Annotated in this window: 16 protein-coding genes; 8 read left to right on the forward strand and 8 right to left on the reverse strand. The window is 40.3% G+C overall.

All coding sequences use genetic code 11. The features are described from left to right. Positions 1-14: 14 nt before the first annotated feature. Both DBR32_RS11665 and DBR32_RS11670 read right to left on the reverse strand, forming a co-directional pair. On the reverse strand, positions 15-1685 hold the full coding sequence (locus DBR32_RS11665) for a C45 family peptidase (protein WP_124636514.1): 1671 nt from the start codon (positions 1683-1685) through the stop codon (positions 15-17). A 170-nt stretch (positions 1686-1855) separates the two neighbouring features. After that, on the reverse strand, positions 1856-2221 hold the full coding sequence (locus tag DBR32_RS11670; protein WP_124636515.1) for a DUF1304 domain-containing protein: 366 nt from the start codon (positions 2219-2221) through the stop codon (positions 1856-1858). A 246-nt stretch (positions 2222-2467) separates the two neighbouring features. On the opposite strand from DBR32_RS11670, the gene htpG reads away from it, so the two are divergent. Both htpG and dgt read left to right on the forward strand, forming a co-directional pair. Then, the gene (gene htpG / locus DBR32_RS11675; RefSeq protein WP_124636516.1) at positions 2468-4354 is read left to right on the forward strand and encodes a molecular chaperone HtpG; all 1887 of its coding nucleotides are present in this window, start codon (positions 2468-2470) and stop codon (positions 4352-4354) included. Positions 4355-4488: 134 nt separating this feature from the next. Then, complete coding sequence (gene dgt, locus DBR32_RS11680) at positions 4489-5874, forward strand: dGTP triphosphohydrolase (RefSeq protein ID WP_124636517.1); 1386 nt, start codon at positions 4489-4491, stop codon at positions 5872-5874. Between the two features lie 5 nt (positions 5875-5879). On the opposite strand, the gene DBR32_RS11685 is transcribed toward dgt, so the two are convergent. Together DBR32_RS11685 and DBR32_RS11690 are read right to left on the reverse strand one after the other, a co-directional pair. Beyond that, positions 5880-6092 (reverse strand): hypothetical protein, encoded by a 213-nt coding sequence (locus tag DBR32_RS11685; protein WP_124636518.1) that lies wholly within the window; start codon positions 6090-6092, stop codon positions 5880-5882. 18 nt (positions 6093-6110) lie between these two features. Beyond that, positions 6111-6584 carry a hypothetical protein gene (locus DBR32_RS11690; protein ID WP_124636519.1) on the reverse strand — a complete coding sequence of 158 codons (474 nt, stop codon included), beginning with the start codon at positions 6582-6584 and terminating at the stop codon, positions 6111-6113. A gap of 63 nt (positions 6585-6647) precedes the next feature. Between DBR32_RS11690 and DBR32_RS11695 the strand changes: the two genes are divergently transcribed. From DBR32_RS11695 to DBR32_RS11715, 5 genes are all read left to right on the forward strand, one after another. Continuing rightward, the gene (locus tag DBR32_RS11695) at positions 6648-7556 is read left to right on the forward strand and encodes an LD-carboxypeptidase (protein WP_124636520.1); all 909 of its coding nucleotides are present in this window, start codon (positions 6648-6650) and stop codon (positions 7554-7556) included. Positions 7557-7650: 94 nt separating this feature from the next. Then, positions 7651-8322 (forward strand): YceI family protein, encoded by a 672-nt coding sequence (locus DBR32_RS11700; protein WP_124636521.1) that lies wholly within the window; start codon positions 7651-7653, stop codon positions 8320-8322. A 121-nt stretch (positions 8323-8443) separates the two neighbouring features. Next, positions 8444-10765: an ATP-dependent helicase gene (locus tag DBR32_RS11705; RefSeq protein WP_124636522.1), complete on the forward strand. Its 2322-nt coding sequence runs from the start codon at positions 8444-8446 to the stop codon at positions 10763-10765. Between the two features lie 18 nt (positions 10766-10783). Beyond that, on the forward strand, positions 10784-11542 hold the full coding sequence (locus DBR32_RS11710; RefSeq protein ID WP_233559726.1) for a geranylgeranylglyceryl/heptaprenylglyceryl phosphate synthase: 759 nt from the start codon (positions 10784-10786) through the stop codon (positions 11540-11542). A 17-nt stretch (positions 11543-11559) separates the two neighbouring features. After that, positions 11560-12216 carry a peptidase M10 gene (locus tag DBR32_RS11715; RefSeq protein WP_124636523.1) on the forward strand — a complete coding sequence of 219 codons (657 nt, stop codon included), beginning with the start codon at positions 11560-11562 and terminating at the stop codon, positions 12214-12216. 105 nt (positions 12217-12321) lie between these two features. Here DBR32_RS11715 and DBR32_RS11720 read toward each other — a convergent pair whose 3' ends face one another. The 4 genes from DBR32_RS11720 to DBR32_RS11735 form a co-directional block, all read right to left on the reverse strand. Next, positions 12322-12729, reverse strand: a complete 408-nt coding sequence (locus tag DBR32_RS11720) for a biopolymer transporter ExbD (protein ID WP_124636524.1) — start codon at positions 12727-12729, stop codon at positions 12322-12324. A gap of 109 nt (positions 12730-12838) precedes the next feature. Beyond that, the gene (locus DBR32_RS11725) at positions 12839-13600 is read right to left on the reverse strand and encodes an SIMPL domain-containing protein (protein WP_124636525.1); all 762 of its coding nucleotides are present in this window, start codon (positions 13598-13600) and stop codon (positions 12839-12841) included. Positions 13601-13724: 124 nt separating this feature from the next. Then, entirely contained in the window at positions 13725-14141 is a 417-nt protein-coding gene (locus DBR32_RS11730; RefSeq protein WP_124636526.1) for an SH3 domain-containing protein, read from the reverse strand. Between the two features lie 24 nt (positions 14142-14165). After that, entirely contained in the window at positions 14166-14684 is a 519-nt protein-coding gene (locus DBR32_RS11735; protein ID WP_124636527.1) for a BON domain-containing protein, read from the reverse strand. Positions 14685-14882: 198 nt separating this feature from the next. On the opposite strand from DBR32_RS11735, the gene rimP reads away from it, so the two are divergent. Continuing rightward, positions 14883-15335: a ribosome maturation factor RimP gene (rimP, locus tag DBR32_RS11740; protein WP_124636528.1), complete on the forward strand. Its 453-nt coding sequence runs from the start codon at positions 14883-14885 to the stop codon at positions 15333-15335. Positions 15336-15395: the final 60 nt, after the last annotated feature.

Raw genomic sequence — 15395 nt, forward strand, 5'->3', positions numbered from 1 at the left:
AAAACAGCGTATTATTACTTTTTTAGCGCTTCAATCTTCTTTTGAATGGCCTTTCGCTCCCCTTCAGTGGCCATTTCTTTTTTGAGTGCCATGGTGTACATCTCTTCCGCCTTTACTTTGTTCTTATTCCGGGTGTAATAATCTCCTAATATTCTATACGTATCATAGTAACTGGGATTTGAAAACATTAAACTATCCGGATTAAAAGCATAAGTCTTTCCAAAAGCAGTATTATTCTTTACTAAGCGAAAGTATAAGTAGTTATTATACTCCGGAGTATTTAAAAAGGTATCTGCGGCAATATTCAAGGTTTCCGTTGCCACCGTACCCTGATGGGGCTTTGCTTTTTGCGCAAATACTTTTTTAAGATCATAACAAACATAAGTGCCTAGTTGCCATGGGCTGGTACTCACCCAAAAACGCAAACTATCCGGCATCATAATAATAGAGTGGTGTGCAATAAGCTGGTTGATTGCTTTTTCATTGCCCAAACCGATGTCGGCATCATTCAGACCCTTCTGGTCTCTCAATATGTTGGCTACCTTGTCCGGTGTGAGCGGGTAATTTGCATCCATCAGTTGTAAGAGCCTTTTTTGTCGATATACGGATGCACTATTTTTCATTTGCTCCATATTGTGTTCCTCCTTAACCAATTCTGTGCCTTGATAATGGTTGGTACAAGTAATATTATTGTCTGAAGGATAAAAAACATCCAGGGTATCCGGTGTTTTCTCTATAACTACTGCTTTTCGGTCTATAGCAGAGCCCACCAGAAAACTTTCACTCACAAACATTTTCCTAGAATGAGCAATCTTAATCGCCTGTTCAATATTTTTGGCATATTGTAATATCTCCCTGGCTACTAAAGATACAGGGGTTGCTGCATTATAAGGAATCTGCGACGGTGCTGCATTGATTGTTACGGTTAGCCCCTGGTCATTCATTCCCGAAACCACTCCGATAAAACCGCCCCAGGTGATATAAGCAAAATTATAACCCGAGTCCGGAGCCACAAATTCAACAATTTTATTTTTGGCAAACTCATCCCCAACCCAAAAATCGAAGTTGCGGCCAATGATCATCGAGCTGTCTGCTGTTTTGCCAGACCAGGCGCCAAAAGAGGTACAACCGACCAGCATCAGGTTTTGCATGGCATGCCCGATATCATGTGCGGCATGATAGTTTAGGATTCTGGAATATTGTGTCCCAATCCAGTCAAAACGATCAGAAGCCGATTTGGAGATCCCTAAGATTTCTTCCTGGTATTCCTGCGTTACATGACTGGACAAGTCACGATTCATAAACCCTATAATATATTTTAGAAATTTAAGATAGCCCGGAGAGGGAATCATCTTTTTAATTTGATCTGTAAATGCAATCTCCTGGTCTACAATAAGGTTTTTGCTTAATTCACCTGCAATCAAGCCCCTTTCATATGGTTTGCCGCTAATGTACATTTCATAGAGGCCATATTTGTTTTTGGTGATCCAGTTATCCCCGATGGTATATGTATTACTATCCTGCAGTTGAGGAGTAGTCATTTTTATTTGTGCTGAAGCAGTATCTATTTTGGGAGGAGTAGCGTCTGCGATATTGTATACATACAGGGCAAAAATACCAAATAGCAATACCAATATGCCTATCAGGATAAGAAAAAACTTAGAAATCTTTTTGATTGCGCGCATTAGAAGCTTTTGAAAGTAGCTGTAAAATGAGAGCAAAGTTACTACAGAAGTGTTGATTTGTACCGTACAAATTATGTTAACCCATTGAAAATGAGTACACATGATTTGCCGAAAAAGAAAATATGGCCTTATGCAGGATTAGGCAATAGTAATACAGTAAAATAATGTGCTTACGCAAAAAGCAGTGCGGCTAATGCCAGTATTGCTGGCAAGGCCTGCATAAAAAATATCTTCCTGCTTGCCGTCAATGCGCCATATACCCCTGCAATAATTACACAAGCCAGAAAAAACGAGGCTACGTTCTTTTGCCAGATCGGATCCTCAATAAAAAAAGACCAAAGCAATCCTGCTGCAAGAAAGCCGTTGTATAAGCCCTGATTGGCCGCTAATGTTTTTGTCGGTTTAAATAATTCCGGTGCTAAAGAACCTTTAAAGCTTTCTTTCCCTTTAGTTTCCCAGGCAAACATCTCTATCCAAAGTATGTATAGGTGCTCTACGGCGACTAAAGCAATAAGTATTTTGCTGATGATATGCATATGCTTCTTTTTTAGGGGTGACGCGTAATTGTCCCCAAAGGTATTAATGTTTGGAAAAGAAAACACAACATGATCCTGATTATTATAAATGAATTATAAATTGAACAAACCTTTATGTGTGGATAAGGATCGTAAAATTGTCAGTCGTTTTGCGGATAAAGTTGACATTTTGTCCAACAATCAGGTGCGGAATGCTTTTTGCGTGTATTATTGAATACAAAAGAATTAATAAAACTAAGGATCATTATGCAAGAAAAAGGCACTATTTCCATCCATACGGAAAACATTTTTCCGATCATCAAGAAATTTTTATACTCCGACAATGAGATTTTTTTACGCGAACTGGTCTCTAATGCGGTTGATGCCTGCCAAAAATTAAAACGGCTTTCTTCTCTCGGAGAGGTAAAAGGAGAAATCGGAGAACCGCGTGTAAGCGTGTCTCTTGATAAGGAGGCGAAAACGATTACCATTAGCGATAATGGTATCGGGATGACTGCCGAAGAAATCAAAAAATATATCAATCAGGTGGCCTTTTCCGGTGCAACAGAGTTTGTGGAGAAGTTTAAAGACGCAAAAGATGCCAATGAGATCATCGGTAAGTTTGGATTGGGCTTTTATTCTGCATTTATGGTTGCAGATAAGGTCGTTATCGACACGCTTTCCTATCAGGATGGTGCTGAGGCAGCCCGTTGGGAATGTGATGGTAGTACCTCTTTTGAAATTTCAGAAGGTACCCGTACCGATCGCGGCACAACCATTACCCTTTATATTAATGACGATGCGCAAGAGTTCTTAGAAGAAGCACGTATTGAGACCATTCTGAATAAATATTGTCAGTTCTTGCCGGTGCCGATTCAGTTTGGGACCAAAACAGAACATGTTCCCGATGGCGAAGATGCAGAAGGCAAACCGCAATTTAAAGAAGTAGCAGTCGATAATATCATCAATAATAGTACTCCTATATGGAATAAGCCTCCTGCTGAACTAAAAGATGAAGATTATCTGAATTTCTACAAAGAATTATATCCTTTTTCAGAAGAACCTTTATTCTGGATTCACCTGAATGTAGACTATCCGTTTAACCTTACCGGTGTATTATACTTCCCGAAAGTTAAAAACGAATTGGAATTACAAAGAAATAAGATCAAATTATTTAGTCGCCAGGTGTTTATTACCGACGAGGTAAAAGATATTGTACCGGAATTCTTAATGTTACTGCATGGGGTGATCGATAGCCCGGATATCCCATTGAATGTATCGCGTAGTTTCTTACAGGCCGACGGTAATGTAAAAAAGATCAACAGTTATATTACGAAGAAAGTTGCGGAAAAATTAAACGATATGTTTAAAAATGACCGTAAAGGATTTGAGGAGAAATGGAAAGACATCGGACTGTTTGTAAAATACGGTATGGTTTCTGAAGAGAAATTTTATGATAAGGCAAAAGACTTTGCTTTATTGGCCAATGTAAAAAATGAATATTTTACCCTGGCGGAATACGCGGAAAAAGTAGCACCTAATCAAACCGATAAGAGTGAAGAGCTGGTGTACCTGTACAGTGGTAATCCCGGCTTACAGAATACCTTTATACAATCGGCAACGAAAAAAGACTATGATGTTTTATTGATGGATGGTCCTTTGGATAATCACTTTATTTCCCAATTAGAAAATAAACTGGAGAAAACCCGTTTGAAGCGTGTAGATGCAGATGTGGTAGATAAACTCATTGAGAAAGAACACCAATACGAAAGCGTTTTGACCGAAGAGCAGAGCAATAATGTAAAAGCCATATTTGAAAAAACGATCAATAACAGTACCATGAGTGTGGAGGTTGCGGCCATGAGTCCGGAAGACCTGCCGGTAACGATTACCATGGATGAGTTTATGCGCCGCATGAAAGACATGTCCAAAATGGGCGGGGGCATGATGAATTTTTATGGTAGCTTACCCGATAGCTATAAAGTATCGGTAAACAGCAACAATAAGCTGATCCAAAAGATTGTAGAAACGAATGATGAGACACAAAAAGAGCAATTGACACGTCAGGCATTTGATCTGGCTTTGCTTTCGCAAGGTTTACTGACCGGCGAAGCATTGACCGCTTTTGTGCAGAGAAGTGTTAGCTTAATGTAAGATAGCCTTCATTAGATAATCAAAAAAACCGCAAGTCTAATCGCTTGCGGTTTTTTTGATTGATTAAAACAAATCTGAACTTCCGTTTTTTATTTTTTATTTTTGATCTTTTACTTGTACGTATGCCACAAACCATGCATTGGTCCCATTTATACAGCGATGTAAGACCAAACGATACTGAAGCCAAAACACCCAATACCGATACCTTGCGTACCTCCTTTATGCGCGACTATGACCGTATTATTTTTTCTTCTGCGTTCAGGCGTTTGCAAAATAAAACCCAGGTGTTCCCTTTACCGGGACCGGCTTTTGTACACAACAGGCTTACCCATAGCCTGGAAGTAGCTTCTGTAGGCCGTACTTTAGGTAAAGCGGTAGGTAAAGCTATTGCTGAAAAAAATGAAGCCGAAACACCGGCTTTTAAGGAATTCTATACCTACGAGCTCGCTTCTGTGATCTCGGCGGCTTGTCTGGCACATGATATTGGTAACCCTCCCTTTGGCCATTCGGGAGAAGATGCCATCCGGCATTATTTTACCAGCCTGGATGCTGATACAAAAAAACATTTACAGGATTCCATGACGGCAAATCAATGGGCTGATTTTACTCATTTTGAAGGCAACAGCAATGCCTTTCGTATCCTGACCCATAATTTCAATGAGGTTTCTTCTCCTTATAATATTACCCAAACGACTTTAGCTGCGATAGTAAAATATCCTGCCACAAGTGAAATGGGATTTGATAAAACTACAGGCCTGATTAGTACAAAGAAGTCCGGCTTCTTCGATAGTGAACAGGAAACCTGGAAAAGTATAGCAAAGCAGTTAGGGTTATTTCCGGTTGATGCAGCGGAGACCATATATGTACGGCATCCCTTCGTTTTCCTTACCGAAGCGGCAGATGATATCTGTTACCGGATTATCGATATGGAAGATGCCCATCGTTTGGGGATCGTGTCTTATGAGCAGATCATTGCCCTATTCCTTCCTTTTTTTGACAATGAGGAGGCTTATCACACCCGGGATAAAGTCATGCATAAACTGGATCAGATCATTGATCCGAATCAAAAAATACAATATTTACGTGCTGTTTGGATAGGAAGAATGATAGAGCTGTCTAAAGCCGCTTTTCTCGAAAACGAGTCTTTACTCTTAGCGGGCCAGTTACAGCAATCTCTTTTAAAGGTATTGCCGGAACAATATCAGCCTTTGTTGCAAAAGATAGATGATTTTTCTTATGCACAAATCTATAACCAGAAAAATGTCGTGGAAATAGAGATTGCCGGATTTAATGTGATCGGAAAATTACTGGATTTGTTTGTGAGTGCTTTATTAGAACCTAAAAATGCGAAGTCGGATAAGGTCTTACAGCTCATTTCTCCACAATTTCCTATAGACAAGGATCAGGGTAGTTTGTACCGTAACCTTCAGTCCATAACAGATTATATTTCGGGAATGACCGATTTGTTCGCGATAGACCTGTATCGAAAAATAACCGGTATTACGATTAAGGAGTTATAAGAAGCTTATTTTTGTTTACTGCGTTTCAGCCATAAATAGGCCATAGTTCCCATAAAGCCGACCGGTATGGCGGCAAGGTACAGGATGCCCGTGTTTAAGCTGGAGGCTGCACTTGCTCCAAAACCTTCTGCGGTCTTGGTACATACCGCACAACCTTGTGCCATAACACCCGAAACGCTACATAATATGAGCACCAAAAGAGACAGTAAAGCTTTCATTTTGCAAAAGTAGGTGTTTTAATCTACCAAAGTACCATACATTTTGGTTTGCTGCATTTTGATCTCTTTGTTCTTTACGGTGATTTCATACAGCTCTTTAAAAGAACCGTCACCGGGATCAAAGCCAATAACCGCGCCATAGTCTAAGGTATCCATTCCTTTTACAATTGGTTTTACCACATTGTTTTCATACCATTTAGGGAATGTTTTTACGGTGCTGTTCTTATTACCACCGTAATTCAGCTCTACCAAAAATTTGCCCGTAGCCGCCGTGCTGTCTGTGGTAGAAACGATTACTTCAAAATTATTTTTATTCAAATCGTCTTTTATCGCTTTACTATAGTCCGATATTTTCTCTTTTTGAGCCGGTACCGTCCAAACCTGAAGCTTGGGTAAATTGTTTTTCGCATCCTTAGGGGTTTCGGTACCCGATTCGCAAGCGGTAAAAACGGTAAGACTAAGGAACAATAAGAATAAAGCTGCTTTTTTCATTTTGCAAAAGTAACCGTTTTCGATTATTGTCTTTAATTTTACGCGTTATAAAATGAATTAGAAATGCAAATACCTGCTTATCTTCAACAGGGAGATACTATTGCCATCACCTGCCCTTCCGGTTTTATACCCAAGGAAACGGTTTTTCAGAGTAAAGCAATTCTGGAGTCCTGGGGCTATAAAGTCATTTTGGGAAAGACGGTAGGGGAAAGTGATAATTACTTTTCTGCTCCGGACGAGGAAAGGCGTGCAGATTTGCAGCAATTTTTAGATGATCCCGGTGTGACCGCTATTTTAATGGGTAGGGGCGGCTATGGAATGAGCCGTATTATTGATGAACTGGATTTTACCCATTTCATTAGCCATCCTAAATGGATTTGTGGTTTTAGTGATATTACGGTGATACATAATCATATTAATACAAATTATGGTATTGCGACTTTGCATGGGCCGATGTGCAGTAGTTTCACCGAGGCAAACCAACAGGCCGATTTCTTACAGTCTTTTCAACAGATTATTACCGGGCAAAGCCCGTCTTACCCTATCCCGGATTGCGTTTACAATATTCCCGGTAAGGCACAAGGGCTATTGGTAGGGGGCAATCTGGCGATGTTAGCGCACCTTACCGGTTCTGCATCGCAGGTTAATGCGAGGGATAAGATCCTGTTTATAGAAGATATCGGAGAGCACCTGTATAATGTAGACAGAATGTTGTACAACCTGAAGCGTGCCGGTATTTTAAGCCGGATTAAAGGATTGGTTTGTGGCGGATTTACGGATATGGAAGATACCACCCGGCCTTTCGGACAAAATATTTATGAAATTATTTTAGATCATGTAAAGCACCTTGATATTCCCGTTTGCTTCGATATTCCCTGCGGCCATATCGACCAAAATTATAGTTTGGTTATGGGTGCAACATATGACTTAACTGTCTCAGACACAGGGAATAGATTTTGTCTATTGCGCTAAAAATAAATTTAATAAGCAAGATACTTGTAGATACAATGTTTTCTTTTATCTTTGCATCAGAGAATTAAAAACAAAAAATAATTTTAATATTTTAATGAAAAAGTTACTTATCTTCGCTGCTGTATCCTCTCTGGCATTTACAGCTTGTAAAAATACAGAAGGCGATGCAGCAAAAACTGCAGAGACTCAAGAGGTTGCAAAACAGACAGGTTCTGTGTATAATTTGGATGCAGCGGGTAGTTCTATAAAATGGACTGCTTACCATAAAGGAGGCTTAAATCCTCGTTTTGGTATCATCAAAGCGGCAGGTACTGTTTCTGTTGAGAAAAATGCGATTACAGGTGGTTCTTTCACAATTGATATGAACTCTCTTACTACTGATACAGCTGCGGTTGCTGCTGCTGAAGGTAAAAAATCGACAGATTTGGATATGCATTTAAAAGGCGCTGACTTTTTTGATGTAGCAAAATATCCAAATGCTAAATTTGAAATTACAGGTGTTACTGCTTTTGACAGTACAAAAGTGAAAAGTGTCATTCAAGGTGCAACTAACATTGTAAGTGGTAATTTAACATTAAAAGATAAAACAGTTAACGTAACTTTCCCTGCGAAAGTAAATGTAACTGAAAGTGAAATTACAGTAGAATCTAAATTCGTAATCAACAGATCTGATTGGGGTTTAAGCTACAAAACAGAAGGCAATCCGGCAGATTGGGGTATCTCTAAAGATATCGAGATCCAAATGAACGTGAAAGCTAAAAAATAATACTTTAATAGTTTTTTTCATAGGTGTAGGTTTTAGTTAAGGGCTTATCTTTCTAGATACGGCCCTTTTTTTATGCCCATTATTTTCCTACAACTTTACTTTTCTATAACTTCGCAGTCTTATGCAGCACGAATATTTGAGCGAACTGAATGAACAACAAAGAGCGGCCGTTAGTCATCTTAATGGCCCACTAATGATTGTAGCCGGTGCCGGGAGTGGTAAAACGAAAGTACTCACCACCAGAATTGCACACCTGATGAGGAATGGAGTAGATGCTTTTAATATTCTTGCACTTACCTTTACGAATAAGGCTGCAGCGGAAATGAAGGAGCGTATCGAACGCATTCTGGGTAATACGGAAGCCCGCAATTTATATATCGGAACCTTTCACTCCGTATTCGCCAAAATCTTAAGGGCTGAAGCGCCCAAAATAGGATATCCTAACAATTTTACGATTTATGATGCCGATGATGCCAAAAGCCTGATCAGAAGCATTATTTCTGAAAATAATCTTGATGATAAGATTTACAAGCCCAATGTAATCTACAGTAGAATATCGGGAGCGAAAAATGGCCTTATCGGACCTGCTCAATATTTAAGCGAGCCTGCCATTGCGCAGGAAGATGCCAGGGCAAACAGACCACTTACAGGACAGATCTATGCACAATATGCCAACCGTTGTTTTAAAAATGGCGCGATGGATTTTGATGATTTGTTATTTAAGATGTACGAATTATTAAAAACACAGGCCGAAGTATTGGCCAAATACCAGCATAAATTCAAGTATGTCCTGATCGATGAGTATCAGGATACGAATACCGCTCAGTACAAAATTGTAAAAATGCTGGCGGCTGTAAATGAAAATATTTGTGTGGTGGGTGATGATGCCCAAAGTATCTACTCTTTCCGTGGAGCGACGATTCAGAATATCTTACAATTCCAGAATGACTATGATGATGTGAAAGTGATTAAACTGGAACAGAATTACAGAAGTACACAAAGTATTCTGAATGTTGCCAACAAAATTATCGGAAATAACAAGAATCAGATTCCTAAAAATCTGTGGACGGACAATGCGATCGGCGAAAAAATAAAATTGGTCAGAACCCTGACCGATAATGATGAAGGCCGGTATGTCGCTGATGCGATTGCAGAACATAAGTTGCGCTATCATTATAGCAATAAGGATTTTGCTATTTTGTATCGTACCAATGCGCAAAGCCGTTCTTTTGAGGAAAGCCTGAGGAGGATGAATATCCCCTACCGTATTTATGGAGGCCTTTCTTTCTACCAAAGAAAAGAAATCAAGGATTTTATTGCGTACTTAAGGGTTGTGGCCAATCCGAGAGATGAAGAGGCGATTAAGCGGATTATCAATTATCCGGTACGGGGTATTGGAAAGACTAGCCTGGAGAAGCTGACCATCGTAGCCAATGAAAGTGGCAAACCGCTTTGGGAAGTACTGCAATCACCCATGTCTTATGGCCTAAAAGGCGCTGCAGCCGCCTCGGTAGAGGTTTTTGTGACCTTGATCAAAAGTGCACAAATCATGTTGCAGACCCATAATGCTTACGATGTGGCCTTTGCTACCGGAAAGCATAGTGGAGTGGTAAAAGAATTATACGCTGATAAAAGTGTTGAAGGCTTACAACGCTATGAGAATGTGCAGGAGCTCCTGAACTCTATTAAAGAATATACCGAAACACCCAATGCAGACGGAGAGCTTGAAGAGGATAAGAGCCTGGGCACTTACCTGCAAAATATTACCCTGCTCACCGACGCGGATAAAGATAATGAAGAAGACCAGGATGTAGTTAAACTCATGACGATACATGCTGCGAAAGGACTGGAGTTCTCCTGTACTTTTGCTGTAGGTTTGGAAGAAAACCTTTTCCCTTCTGCCATGAGCATGTATTCCAGAGAAGACCTGGAAGAAGAGCGCCGCTTGTTTTATGTAGTGGTGACTCGTGCAAAAGACCGTCTTTGGATTACCTTTGCCAACAGCCGCTATCGGTTTGGCCAATTGGTACAAAACGATCCGAGCCGCTTTATTGAAGAAGTACCGCAGGAATATATTGATAAGAGCTATGCCGGTATGGCGGGTGCACGTGGTACGGTATCATCGGCGCAAACCGGTGGAAACTTCAGTACGCGTAATCCCATTGCCGCGAAGACGCCTGCTCAGCATGATCGTAGTAATATTGTACAGGCCAAAAAGCCGGCGGCAAGCAACTATACCCATACACCTTCTGCCGATTTTGTAGCCAGTGAGGCGGGATCCATGCAGGTTGGGTTTAAAGTAGAGCACCAGAAATTTGGTTTTGGTGTAATCCGTGGTTTAGACGGCAACCCTAATAACAGAATGGCCACCATCGATTTTGAAAATGGTGTGGGGGTCAAAAAAATAATGTTGCAGTATGCAAAACTCAAAATTGTAGATTAACATTAAATTCAGGCTCGAATGATGACGATACAAACAAACATATACAGACAACTGGTTCAATTAAAAAAAGAAGACCAAAAGGGCTTCGCTGTTTTGATTGATCCGGATGATATAAGCCCTGAAAAAGCCGCTTCATTGGCACAAAAATGCAATGAAGCAGCGGTGGATTATGTATTGTTTGGCGGTAGTATTATGATATCAGAACATTTAGATGCCTGTATCCGCAGTTTTAAAGCCGTATCGGATATTCCGGTGCTCCTATTTCCGGGTAGTCCTTCTCAGGTGTGTAAAAGTGCCGATGCGCTTTTATACCTTTCCCTGATCTCTGGCAGAAATCCGGATCTGCTCATCGGGCAGCACGTGATTTCAGCACCCAGCATTAAGGCCAGTGGCCTGGAGGTGATTGCAACCGGATATATGGTGATCGATGGTGGTGTACCCACTACGGTTTCTTATATGAGCCATTCAGCACCCATACCACATAATAAACCGGATCTGGCCTTATGTACGGCCTGGGCTGGAGAACTCCTGGGCAAGCACCTGATCTATATGGATGCGGGGAGTGGTGCTTTGCACCCGGTCTCTCCCGAGATGATTAAAAAAGTAAGTGATAATATCGCGATACCTTTGATCGTGGGTGGTGGCATTAGGGATGCAGCCGGGGTAAAACTTGCGCTGGACGCCGGTGCGCAGATTGTTGTGGTAGGCAATGCCATTGAAAAAAATACTGATCTGATTATAGAAATGAGTACTGTTGTGCGACAGTATAACCGCTAAGGCTAAATTAAATATATATGGGTACGCTGGAACTATTACCGAACCATGTCCTTTTATTAAGAGCACATATCATTACTTATGGTGCTGCTGCCGATGAAATACTGACTGCGTATATTCGTTCCGAAATAGAAACGATGTGGAATGAGCCACAGGCTAAAGTCTTATTTGCACTAAAACCCACAAGGCTGCAGTTCTCTATTACAGCCACTTATAATCCCCAACTGAGTCCCGAAGAAATCTTCAATAATACCGATCCGGCCAATAACTATTTTCGGATTGAGGAATTTGTCAATGGTAATATTTCCTTTGTGGATGCATTGGGCAGTAATACCGGTTTTTTTAAAAAAGAGAATTTATATATCGGTTCAACGACCGCAGCACATGAATTCGGCCATACATTAGGTCTGCCCCATCCTACCGATTTGGATCTGAGGGGTAAAGGGGTTCCGGGTATTATGTATCCCAGAGGAACAATTGTAGATCCGGAATACCAATATGATCCGACCGCAGCTGCCGGTGCGCCTGGTGGAACCATGCATCCCATGTACCGAAAGGTAACACCAGAAGATGTTGGCTCCTTGCAAATTAATAAACTACGCAACGAAGAACATAAAGATTGGGTGATGGGCGATTTTAGCAATGTCTGGCATGATGATCATCAAAAATTTGCTTAAGGTTTAGCGCGAAGCGGTGTTTCGATAAGCGTTTATAGATACTAAAAAAGATTGTCCGTTTAGAGACAATCTTTTTTTATTGGTTACAATCTTGTATAGAATAATTTAGGGTGCGATTGCTTTCTGAACCGCCAGAACCGTTTTCACATTCAAAGCCTGGCCGGAACGCATGATTGCAACAATATTATCGGCGGTAGCCAGTTTATCTGCATTTATCACAATGGTAGGCTCCTTATCCTGTGCAGCGGCAATAACCGATTGTATGGCCGAAGTAAGGGAATCAGCACTTGTCGGTTTCGTACCCACAAAAAACTGCTGATCGGAGTTGATAGATACCACAACCGTTTGCTTTACCTTAGTGTCTGTATTCGCTTTAGGATTCGCCAGCTTTACCACGTTGGGATTTGCCAAGGTGGCCACAATCAGAAAGAAAAATAATAGGATGAACAGTACATCGTTCAGTGCAGATGTATGTGCTTCCGGTTTGTGTCTTAATGCTTTTCTGATGTTCATGCGCTATTAATATTTTACAGGCCTATCTTGCAAATGTAATAAAATATAGCCTATTAAATTCGGGAGAAAGTTAAAATTCGCCGCCGCTACACGGCATTGCTGCTCTAGTCTATTCCAGTACATAACTCAACCGTACGGTAATCCGCGCTGTTTTTTCTTTGCTGCGGGTATCAAAATTACCACCATAACTATCTTCTTCGTTGCTCCCCTTTCCGGTAATCTGAAATACACCCATACTGGCATCTTTAAGTTTACCTAAATGGCCATCGCCTGTTTTTACAATTTTCTGTGCCCGTTCTTTAGCATCCTGAGTTGCTTTTTCAATCAGGTTATGTTTCAGGCTGGGCAGGTCAGAATAGGTATATTGTATATCCTGGCCATTAAATTCTATGCCGGAATTAATCAGTTCAGATGTCTGATCCGATACATTTTCAATTTTCAGCATAAGTGCTTCATTCTTTTTGCCGGAAAAGCTGATCGATTGGGTGGCCAGATATCCATCAAATACTTGTTCCGATTTTGTTTCCCCATCTTTACTGTCGGTAGTTACGGTTCTAAATGATTTTTCAATATTGGCACCGCCAAAAGTAAACTCCGTTTCCTTAAAACCTTTAGATAAAAAGAACTGCTTTACTTTTTCTCGGTCTGCGAGAATCGTACTATATGCTTCTTTCGCATCCATTGATTTTGTGCTGAAACTACCCTTCCAAAATATTTCATCAGAAATAAAATCTTTTGTACCCAAACCAATCACGTTAATGACATCCTGGTTGGCATTTCTGTTTTTGATCCCCTTGCCCAAAATGAAAGCAGTAATCATGATGGCTATTCCCCAGATAGCCGCGTAAAGTAAAGACCTGTTTTTTTCCATGATCTGATATTTTTAATAAAACTACTCAATATAAGTTGCTTTTTAAATATTTTATGGTAAAAAGTAAAGGCAGGTTTTAGCCTTGCCAAAACCTGCCTTTATATAAAAAGATATTTTACAGATACTACATCGGAGAGAGGTATTGCGCGTACGCATATCCTTCTTCACCATTTGCCGTTCTGATTTTCCACCAGCTATCGTCCGTTTTTTCTACCAGGGTTACTACTTCTTCATGAGCGGCTTTTCCTACGATTTCGCCTTCGGTACTTGGTGTGCTTCTGATGTTCAGATTAGTGCTGTCGGTCGTTACTTTTAAGGAAGCACCCGAATCAGCTTTAATGTCAATGTTCATCATTAAGTCGCCACTCGCCATATTCGGATCTATTTGTCCGTAAAGGCTCCAAAGCGAATCATAATCTGCGGTAGAATTTGCTGTACCGCTTACATGTAAAGTTCCTTCTTGCTCAGCAACGGCCAAATTACTTACGCCCATATTTTTAGCGGCGGTCAGCAGTTGTGCATATTTATCTTGTAATGACATGTTCTAAAATTTAATGAGGTGAAATTATTTTTTATCTTTCAGGTTGCTTACATCCGATTTTACTTTTGCCGAAGCAAGGATCTGCATGATTTTTACTCTGTCTGCTTTTGTTACTTCACCTGAGACTACCGCTTTGTCTTTATTTGTAGCAGGATCTACAGTATAAGTAACGGTAACACCTTTGATATCTTTTAAACCATCATTTACCTTTTGTTGCGTAGCGGCATCTAAAGTGGTCGTTACAGAAGCGGGTGGCGGTGGTGCAGGTGCAGCTACGGTAATGTTGTTTACCACAGATTTTACACCGGATTTCTCGTCAAGTGCTTTTACAGCTGCTTCTGCGCTGGCTTTGTCTGCATCAGAAGTGACTGCACCATTCAGGGTAACCACACCATCTTTTACGTCAACCGTTACACCGGGAATCATTACGGCCTCTACTTTGGCTTTTACATCCGTATCAGCAACCTTTGATTTACAAGAGGGCATTGTCATTGCAATAGCACCTGTAATCATTAAGACTGGAATTAATTTTTTGATTGTCATAAAATAGCGTTTTATTTGATTGACAGTGAAATTAGATAAATTTTTCAAAGTACACCATACCTTATCAAAAAATTACATATCCTTCACATTTAGAAGTTCATATAATAATATTTTGATAAATCCTGCAAATTGTCCTATCTTTGCGCAAGATAAACTAGTACCTGGGGGCATGAGCCCCCATATTTCGTTGAAAAAATAATGGATATAATAAGTTTAGTAACAAACAAAGTTGAAGAATTAACCCAGGATTCGGCCTTGTTCTTAGTAGAAATCAAGATGAAACCCACCAACAATATCAAGGTATTTGTTGATGGCGATAACGGGCTCAATATTGAAGCTTGTACCAAGATCAACAGAGCTTTGTACAAGATGATAGAAGAATCTGAACTATACCCTGAAGGAGACTTCTCGCTAGAAGTGTCCAGCCCGGGATTAGATGAGCCTTTGAAATTCTTTAGACAATACAATAAGAACATCGGACGTACCGTAGAGGTTACCTTAAATGATGAGACCAAGCACCTTGGCGTATTGCAATCGGCTACAGAAGCGGAAATCGTATTAGAAAAAACGATTGGTAAGAAAAAAGAAATTGTTGTGGAAACCATTCCTTTTGAGACCATTTTGAAAACAGTTGTTCAGGTCGTATTCTAATTTTTATAAACATTAATTAAAAAACAAATACCCTGTATTTGTTTTCACAATATATTTAAA

The organism is Taibaiella sp. KBW10 (assembly GCF_003852495.1).
Lineage (GTDB): Bacteria > Bacteroidota > Bacteroidia > Chitinophagales > Chitinophagaceae > Edaphocola.

Excerpts from the sequence above, each read along its gene's own strand:
- htpG (WP_124636516.1), top strand. The coding sequence starts at position 2,468 with ATGCAAGAAAAAGGCACTATTTCCATCCATACGGAAAACATTTTTCCG.
- DBR32_RS11670 (WP_124636515.1), bottom strand. The coding sequence starts at position 2,221 with ATGCATATCATCAGCAAAATACTTATTGCTTTAGTCGCCGTAGAGCAC.
- rimP (WP_124636528.1), top strand. The coding sequence starts at position 14,883 with ATGGATATAATAAGTTTAGTAACAAACAAAGTTGAAGAATTAACCCAG.
- dgt (WP_124636517.1), top strand. The coding sequence starts at position 4,489 with ATGCATTGGTCCCATTTATACAGCGATGTAAGACCAAACGATACTGAA.
- DBR32_RS11665 (WP_124636514.1), bottom strand. The coding sequence starts at position 1,685 with ATGCGCGCAATCAAAAAGATTTCTAAGTTTTTTCTTATCCTGATAGGC.
- DBR32_RS11700 (WP_124636521.1), top strand. The coding sequence starts at position 7,651 with ATGAAAAAGTTACTTATCTTCGCTGCTGTATCCTCTCTGGCATTTACA.
- DBR32_RS11735 (WP_124636527.1), bottom strand. The coding sequence starts at position 14,684 with ATGACAATCAAAAAATTAATTCCAGTCTTAATGATTACAGGTGCTATT.
- DBR32_RS11720 (WP_124636524.1), bottom strand. The coding sequence starts at position 12,729 with ATGAACATCAGAAAAGCATTAAGACACAAACCGGAAGCACATACATCT.
- DBR32_RS11685 (WP_124636518.1), bottom strand. The coding sequence starts at position 6,092 with ATGAAAGCTTTACTGTCTCTTTTGGTGCTCATATTATGTAGCGTTTCG.
- DBR32_RS11690 (WP_124636519.1), bottom strand. The coding sequence starts at position 6,584 with ATGAAAAAAGCAGCTTTATTCTTATTGTTCCTTAGTCTTACCGTTTTT.
- DBR32_RS11695 (WP_124636520.1), top strand. The coding sequence starts at position 6,648 with ATGCAAATACCTGCTTATCTTCAACAGGGAGATACTATTGCCATCACC.
- DBR32_RS11705 (WP_124636522.1), top strand. The coding sequence starts at position 8,444 with ATGCAGCACGAATATTTGAGCGAACTGAATGAACAACAAAGAGCGGCC.
- DBR32_RS11725 (WP_124636525.1), bottom strand. The coding sequence starts at position 13,600 with ATGGAAAAAAACAGGTCTTTACTTTACGCGGCTATCTGGGGAATAGCC.
- DBR32_RS11710 (WP_233559726.1), top strand. The coding sequence starts at position 10,784 with ATGATGACGATACAAACAAACATATACAGACAACTGGTTCAATTAAAA.
- DBR32_RS11730 (WP_124636526.1), bottom strand. The coding sequence starts at position 14,141 with ATGTCATTACAAGATAAATATGCACAACTGCTGACCGCCGCTAAAAAT.
- DBR32_RS11715 (WP_124636523.1), top strand. The coding sequence starts at position 11,560 with ATGGGTACGCTGGAACTATTACCGAACCATGTCCTTTTATTAAGAGCA.